Raw genomic sequence first — 8076 nt, forward strand, 5'->3', positions numbered from 1 at the left:
TTAGCTTACAGAACTGCTTGTGAAGCTCTAGAGGATGAGTTCAAGTAAATGTTGCACTTATTCTTGCAATTTATCATTAAAAAATCATAAATTGTTGGTTCATCAGGTAACTCCAACGAAGCAAAATAATCATAGAGTCTTTCTTCTAGCTTTCTAACTATTTCGGAGCACTCTTCTCTCTCAAATAATTCTGAGTAGATATCCTCTAAATTTTCGCTCTTTGTCTGTAATTCAACACCAGCAAGAATTTCTTCTAAATTTAGTTTTTTTAGCAATCCATTCATAACTGAAGAACTTTTGCCGTTTTTATCACCATCTGGTATTGCTGCAATAGTAGCACCAGCGCCTAGAATAACTGTATGCGATCTCATCTCATTTCTCCTGAAAGTCTTTTGACACTATTATACCACTGTATCTACTTTATTTATGCTTCAAATACTAATCTTATAACCATAAATATTTTAAATAAAATGTACAATTGAACCACCACTTCTTCTACACCAATTAGAGTAAAAAATGTACAAATCAATTTCTTAGATTAGAGAATATTACGTACTACAAAACATACAAAATACCACTCCAAAATAATGTACAAAACAAAAATAAAGTACACTTTTTAAATAATGTACTTTATGCTTCTAATTCAGTTATATCAATGGTTTAAGTCTTGTTTAGTCAATTGTACATAAACTTTTAGTTTTCTTTCTATACTGTATACCTTTTAAACACAATAAAATCAGCAAATCTCACGGATCTACTGATTGTTTTTCTTCTGTATCTTATTTTTCTACATATTGAAATGGAATCTTGCTACCACAGAGCCAATTATAGACTCGATCATTGACATGAACGTTCATAGCTTCGTGTGTATATTCTGGCATGATTAAATGCTCTTTTGGACCTTCTAATCGATTATAAATGGCAAACTGTGTCTCAGGATAACAAACATTATCATCTAGCCCGGTAATCATGTGAACCTGTCCTTTAATGCGGTGGGCAAAATTTTTCACATCTATATAGGCTAAAGTCTGCATCAAACGATCTTCCGTTTCATGAAATGGATCATGGAACTTGAAATAACGGAAAAGCTCGTCATAGGCCTCGCTGGTGTTCCCAATCTCTAATACACGTCTAAAATCCGATAAGAATGGATAAATGGCTACCGTTCGTTGGATTCGGGGATTCAATCCAGCAGCTACCAGGGCCAGAGCACCGCCTTGAGAGGCTCCATAGCTAGCGAGTTTGCTGTTGTCAACTTGAGGAAAGCTAGCAATAATTTCTATTAACTGGTAAAGATCTAAGTAGACATCCTTATAAAAGAGCTCATCTGGACCTTCCACAACTCCGCGGATAATCTGTCCTTTTACAGTATTTCCAAGTGGTGATCGATCTCCGTCTGTTGAATAGCCTGATTGACCTCTTACGTCCATCGATACAACACCATAGCCAGCTAGTGTATAAGCCAGCATGTCTGTCCAATCCCAACAACGGCCCATATAACCATGAAAATGGAAAATAACTGGAACCTTTTGATCTGTTTTTGGGAAAACAACTCGCGCATAAACAAGACCATTTCGTGTTCCTTTAAAGCTTAATTCATAACAAACAACATTTGGAATGCTGAAATTTTGCTCTTCGAGCTTGTATTCAGGAAGTTCAGCAATGTTTGCTAGGGCTTGATTCCAACTGCCGGAACCTCATCCCGCCCCTTGTAATCTTTCATTGTTTCTAATAATTTGGGATTTTTCATAAAATCCTCCTTAAGTATGTGTAATCGCTACCAAAAATGTACCATATTTACTTAAGGATTGCAAGAGTCAAATAAAAATTACATAACCGAAATTATGTAATTTGCTTATAGATTCAAAAATAGACTTAATTGTTTCACTAGATCTGGATTAGTGGGTAAAGCTGAATGATGAGCCTTGCGTCCTTTTAAATTTACTTCTGTATAGGCTTGTTTCTCAAAAATTGATTGTGCTGCTTGAGCACTAGAAAGAGGGACGATCCCGTCTGATTTCCCAGCAAAGCTACCGACAAAGTTAAGGACCTCTACTTCTTTTTCTAAGCGATGCTTCCGTGTCTGAAAATCGTCATACATCACTTGATTGAATCGGTAAGGACTACCAATAATAACCAGCTTGCTTACAGTCAGTTTTTTCTTTTCTAAAAAGCCACTTTCCAATAAACCAGTCAAAACTAGTCCACCATTGGAGTGTCCGACTGCCTTGAACTCTGTAAAATAATAGTGGTCAAGAAGATAGGTTAAAGCGATCTTAAGGGATTCGATTTGCTGCTTGATATTGCTGTAGCCATCGCGATTATTTTCAAAGCCAATCACAATCATCGGATTGGGTTCTTTTGTATTCAGTCTTCCCTCCATCTCTATAGACTCATCTTTATTGACTTTTATCTTTAAGAAACTCTGCTTTTTTCTAGAATAGCGATGGAGCATGCGGATGGTTCCATTGAAACGCTGAATACTGGCTGAACTACCAGGTACAAAGATGATCGGTCTGATCGGTGGTTTCTTCGACCCTTTTGGAAATTCAAAGGGCTTGCTGTGCGAAGAAAAGAGTCTTCCAAAGAAACGAACGAGTTGTTGAAATAGTTTTTTAAACATGTTTCCTCTAGTACTATTTTCTAAAAGAACCCAGAACAGTGTGTTCCAGGCCCTTGCTAGAAATGATTATTTCCGTTTTTTCTTATTCTTGCGCATTTGTTTGGCCATCTTGTTCATCGCCCGTTTCATCATGAATTCGCCGGCTTTTCCTTTGAGACCACCACCGAACATTTGGCTCATGTCTGGCATCCCAGCGCCTCCGCCAAGAGCTGATAAGTCAGGCATCCCGCCTTGACCCATCATCCCTTCGAGGGCAGACATATCAGGCATGCCACCTGGCATATTCTTCGGCATATTATTTGGATTAAGCCCCATTTGTTTCATCATCTTGTTCATATCGCCAGAGAGGACACCTTGCATCATCTGTTTGGCTTGGTTAAAGTCTTTGATGAATTTGTTGACTTCGACAAAGCTGTTCCCTGAACCAGCAGCAATCCGACGACGACGGCTAGGGTTCAACAAATCTGGATTTTCGCGTTCAGCTGGGGTCATAGAAGATACAATGGCGCGTTTCCGAGCAATTTCTCTTTCATCGACCTTAAGGTTCTTCATGGCTGGATTGTTGGCCATACCTGGAAGCATCTTGAGTAGATCTTCCATTGGTCCCATGTTTTGAACTTGGTCTAATTGATCAATGAAATCGTTGAAATCGAAGGTATTTTCCCGCATCTTCTCAGCGAGTTCAATGGAGCGTTTCTCATCGTATTCTTGAGAAGCCTTCTCGATTAACGTCAGCATATCCCCCATACCGAGGATCCGACCAGACATGCGGTCTGGGTGGAAGGTTTCGATATCGGTGATTTTTTCACCAGTACCAGTGAACTTGATTGGCTTCCCAGTAATCTGACGGACAGAAAGGGCCGCACCACCACGGGTATCCCCATCAATCTTGGTCAAGATCACCCCGGTCACTTCGAGTTGTTCGTTGAACTCACGCGCCACATTGGCCGCTTCTTGACCGATCATAGCATCGACAACCAAGAGGATTTCATTTGGTTCAGCTAGGGCTTTAACATCCCGCAACTCGCCCATGAGTTTTTCATCGATTTGCAGACGACCCGCTGTATCGATCAAGACATAGTCATTGTGGTTGGCTCTCGCCTGCTCCAAACCTTGACGTACGATCTCCACTGCAGGGACTTCTGTACCAAGTGAAAAGACAGGGACATTGATTTGCTGACCAAGGGTCTTCAACTGGTCAATGGCCGCTGGACGATAGATATCGGCCGCAATCATCAAAGGACGTGCATTTTCTTCCTTGACCAATTTATTAGCTAATTTCCCAGCAAAGGTTGTTTTACCAGCCCCTTGAAGACCGACCATCATGATAATGGTTGGAATCTTAGGCGACTTGATAATGTCTGCTGTTTCTGAACCCAAAATCGCTGTCAATTCTTCATCGACAATCTTCACGATTTGTTGGGCAGGGTTGAGGGTTTCGATGACCTCATGACCTACAGCCCGCTCGCGGACGCGTTTGATGAAGTCTTTTACAACTGGAAGGGCAACGTCGGCCTCTAAGAGGGCTAGACGAATCTCTTTGGTTGCCTCTTGGACATCTGCTTCAGAGATTTTCCCTTTCTTACGAAGATTTTTAAAGACGTTTTGTAAACGTTCGGTTAAACTTTCAAATGCCATTATTTTCTCCTATTTTTTCAATTCAGTGGATATCGTCCGAAATGTTGCAAACATTCTAGTTCTTCGGGTGTGACTTCTTTCATGATTTCATTTGGATATCCCCAACAGCTAAAACCTATTTGCATAGCTTTGGAGATATCATTGGGCGAGATAATCTGTAGTCGAGTAGGAAATACTTCCTCTGCGACTAATAGTTTGCAAGGTATTCCTTGATAAATGACCAGACTGCCCATAATCACTCCCGATTGTCAATGCTTGATAAAATTTCAACCTGCTCTTGTAGAAAAGTATCTTCCGGATAGCGTTCTAAAATCTGATCAAAAATCTGGCTACGTACAATGTAGTCAGAGTACATATGCAACTTCATCTCATAATCCTCTAGAATCTTCTCTGTCCGCTTGATATTGTCATAAACCGCCTGACGACTGACCCCAAACTCTTCCGCAATCTCAGCCAAGCTGTAGTCATCTGCGTAATAGAGCTCGATATAATTCATTTGCTTGTCTGTCAAGAGCGCTGCGTAAAACTCAAAGAGCGCATTCATTCGGTTGGTTTTCTCAATTTCCATACCTTTCATTATATCAAAAAAGCCCGCCAAAGACTAGCGGGACTTACCTATTTTGCTTCATAAGAAACAAGGAGGTCCGATTCCAAATGATTTAAAATAAGATTGATGCTTCCTGGTGAAAGACTCCTGTGAATTACGTAATATAAATTATGTAAATCTAATTATTTTCTAGATAAAATTCAAAGCGCTCGCCGACATATTGACTTTTTACATACTCGAAAGCGACACCATTATCAAAATAAGAAATCTGGGTCAAACCAAGGATGGCCTGTCCTTTGGGGATTTCTAGATATTCAGCAATCTTTTCTTTGGCCAAGCGAGCGTAGATGGTTTGTTGAGATTTGCCAATTCGATAGCCGTGTTTTTCCAAGGTTTGGAAGAAATGACTGGTCACTTCTTCTTTTTTGAAGTTTTTGATAAATTTCTCTGGAATGGAGGTGACTTCATAAACGACTGGTACACCATCTGCATAACGAACCCGTTCCATTCGAACGATGGTTTCGGTCTTGTCGATACCAAGCTTATCTACTTCTTGAAGGCTAGGAATGGTGCGTTTGTAGGATATAACCTGTGTCGAAGGTATTTTTCCTTGGGCCTTCATGATTTCAGTAAAACTAGTCGTCCCCCGCATCTTTTCCTGGACGCGCGTGCTAGCGACAAAGGTACCACTACCAACACGGCGCTCCAGTACTCCTTCTTCTACCAAAAGTGTAATGGCTTGACGGAGGGTCATGCGACTCACTTGGAACTTCTCAGCCAAGTCCCGCTCACTAGGGAGGCGTTGTCCAATTTTCCAGATTTTCTGGTCAATTTCGGCTTTAATTTGATCGTGAATTTGTATGTAAGCTGGAATCATCTTGCTACTCTTTCTGTGTATTATACCCTATTGTAGCGCAATTTTGTTAAATCTTCAATCCTAGTCAGTCTTGATTGGTAATGAAGGGGCTTTTGTGTTAGAATAGAGGAAAAGAATTTTCTAAAAGAAGGGGAAAAGATGACAAACCTATCAACTGATTTGCATGATGTTGAAAAAATCATCGTGCTTGACTACGGTAGCCAGTACAATCAGCTCATCTCTCGTCGTATTCGTGAGATTGGTGTCTTTTCAGAATTGAAGAGCCACAAGATTACTGCAGCTGAAGTTCGTGCAATCAATCCAGTTGGGATCGTTCTTTCAGGCGGACCAAACTCTGTATACGAGGAAGGTTCTTTTGATATCGATCCTGAAATTTTCGAACTTGGTATTCCAATCCTTGGAATCTGTTACGGAATGCAATTGTTGACCCATAAATTGGGTGGGAAGGTCGTTCCGGCAGGTTATGCTGGTAACCGCGAATATGGTCAATCTGAGCTAAACTTAGCTGAATCTTCTGCCCTCTTTGAGGGAACACCTGATAAACAGTTGGTCTTGATGAGCCACGGTGATGCTGTAACAGAAATCCCTTCTGACTTTGTCCGTACAGGTACTTCTGCTGACTGTCCGTATGCTTCGATTGAGAATCCTGACAAAAAAATCTATGGTATCCAATTCCACCCTGAAGTTCGCCACTCAGTTCACGGTTATGATATTTTGCGTAACTTTGCTTTAAATATCTGTGGTGCCAAAGGTGACTGGACTATGGATAACTTCATCGAGATGCAAATCAAACAAATCCGTGAAAAAGTTGGAGACAAACGTGTTCTTCTCGGACTTTCTGGTGGTGTTGACTCTTCTGTTGTTGGAGTTCTTCTCCAAAAAGCTATCGGAGATCAATTGATCTGTATCTTTGTAGACCACGGTCTTCTCCGTAAAGGGGAAGCTGATCAAGTTATGGATATGCTTGGTGGTAAGTTTGGTCTCAATATCGTTAAAGCAGACGCTGCCAAACGTTTCCTTGATAAATTGGCTGGTGTATCTGATCCTGAACAAAAACGGAAGATTATCGGTAACGAGTTTGTCTATGTCTTTGATGATGAAGCAAGCAAACTAACAGACGTGAAATTCCTTGCTCAAGGAACACTCTATACAGACGTCATTGAGTCAGGTACAGATACTGCTCAAACTATCAAGTCTCATCACAACGTGGGTGGACTTCCAGAAGACATGCAGTTTGAACTGATTGAGCCACTCAACACTCTTTACAAGGATGAAGTTCGTGCACTAGGTACTGAACTTGGTATGCCAGACCACATCGTATGGCGCCAACCATTCCCAGGCCCAGGACTTGCGATCCGTGTCATGGGGGAAATTACTGAAGAAAAACTTGAAACAGTCCGCGAATCAGACGCTATCCTTCGTGAAGAAATCGCTAAAGCTGGTCTTGACCGCGATATCTGGCAATACTTCACTGTTAACACTGGCGTTCGTTCAGTAGGTGTTATGGGAGACGGCCGTACTTACGACTACACTATCGCTATCCGCGCTATCACCTCTATCGATGGAATGACAGCTGACTTTGCCAGAATCCCTTGGGAAGTACTCCAAAAAATCTCAGTTCGTATCGTAAATGAAGTTGACCACGTCAACCGCATCGTCTACGATATCACAAGTAAACCACCTGCAACTGTTGAGTGGGAATGATTTATAAACATGATTTGAAGTGAAATGGTTGATTTAACAGCATTTTCAGTTATTATAAAATGTTGAAAATCAGTCAAAATTGATTGGTTCCCCACCAAAAACCCCACCAGAATTTTTCTGGTGAGGTTTTTTTATAGTAAATTTTATTCTTCTATTATTTGATGCTTCGTTTTAATTTCAAAAATTTACCTTTGATCACTTCTATAGTTTCCTTGATTAAAACACATAATTTACATTTAAATGAAATTGTCTAAATTTTTGTGATAAAAATGTAGCATTAGAAATATACTGATAGTACTTATCTTTCTTAAGGTTAGTTTAGAAACACTTTTATTTGAATAAGTTTCAATATACACATAAAATCAACGTTTTCCTACTATTACAGAAAGTAAAATTTTATCTAGTTTGAATAATTTTCAATTGAAAATACACCATTTAAACTATATTTACCAAAAAGTTTACACCATTTGATCTATTATTTTAACTAGAAGATTTCTGAACTATACCTTTTATATGAGCTATTCTTCTAAATGCGTTCCATATTCTAAAAACATACCAATTGAACAAGTAATTTCTAAGTCTAAAATTTTAAAATTTAAATAACTATTTATAAACCCCAATTGTCAAGTCAAGTGCAACAAAGTCATTCCTCTGATTAAGCGAGTGTTCTTCCAGCTGTTTGAGCTA

General features: G+C 39.8%; 7 protein-coding genes and 1 pseudogene. 1 reads left to right on the forward strand and 7 read right to left on the reverse strand.

The window, feature by feature from the left end:
* Positions 1–5: 5 nt before the first annotated feature.
* The 7 genes and pseudogenes from K1J10_RS09515 to K1J10_RS09545 form a co-directional block, all read right to left on the reverse strand.
* On the reverse strand, positions 6–371 hold the full coding sequence (locus K1J10_RS09515) for a hypothetical protein (protein WP_223357093.1): 366 nt from the start codon (positions 369–371) through the stop codon (positions 6–8).
* Between the two features lie 408 nt (positions 372–779).
* Positions 780–1750, reverse strand: a pseudogene (locus K1J10_RS09520) (acetylxylan esterase).
* Between the two features lie 105 nt (positions 1751–1855).
* Positions 1856–2623 carry an alpha/beta hydrolase gene (locus K1J10_RS09525; protein WP_223357094.1) on the reverse strand — a complete coding sequence of 256 codons (768 nt, stop codon included), beginning with the start codon at positions 2621–2623 and terminating at the stop codon, positions 1856–1858.
* Between the two features lie 66 nt (positions 2624–2689).
* On the reverse strand, positions 2690–4261 hold the full coding sequence (ffh, locus tag K1J10_RS09530; protein WP_006596361.1) for a signal recognition particle protein: 1572 nt from the start codon (positions 4259–4261) through the stop codon (positions 2690–2692).
* Positions 4262–4278: 17 nt separating this feature from the next.
* Positions 4279–4494 carry a hypothetical protein gene (locus K1J10_RS09535; RefSeq protein ID WP_037615282.1) on the reverse strand — a complete coding sequence of 72 codons (216 nt, stop codon included), beginning with the start codon at positions 4492–4494 and terminating at the stop codon, positions 4279–4281.
* A gap of 2 nt (positions 4495–4496) precedes the next feature.
* Positions 4497–4829 (reverse strand): putative DNA-binding protein, encoded by a 333-nt coding sequence (locus K1J10_RS09540; RefSeq protein ID WP_003001435.1) that lies wholly within the window; start codon positions 4827–4829, stop codon positions 4497–4499.
* Positions 4830–4986: 157 nt separating this feature from the next.
* The gene (locus tag K1J10_RS09545; RefSeq protein ID WP_023023243.1) at positions 4987–5685 is read right to left on the reverse strand and encodes a GntR family transcriptional regulator; all 699 of its coding nucleotides are present in this window, start codon (positions 5683–5685) and stop codon (positions 4987–4989) included.
* A 138-nt stretch (positions 5686–5823) separates the two neighbouring features.
* Between K1J10_RS09545 and guaA the strand changes: the two genes are divergently transcribed.
* Positions 5824–7389: a glutamine-hydrolyzing GMP synthase gene (gene guaA / locus K1J10_RS09550; protein ID WP_223357095.1), complete on the forward strand. Its 1566-nt coding sequence runs from the start codon at positions 5824–5826 to the stop codon at positions 7387–7389.
* The last annotated feature ends 687 nt before the right edge of the window (positions 7390–8076 follow it).

This window comes from Streptococcus australis (assembly GCF_019930045.1).
GTDB classification, from domain to species: Bacteria; Bacillota; Bacilli; order Lactobacillales; family Streptococcaceae; genus Streptococcus; species Streptococcus australis_D.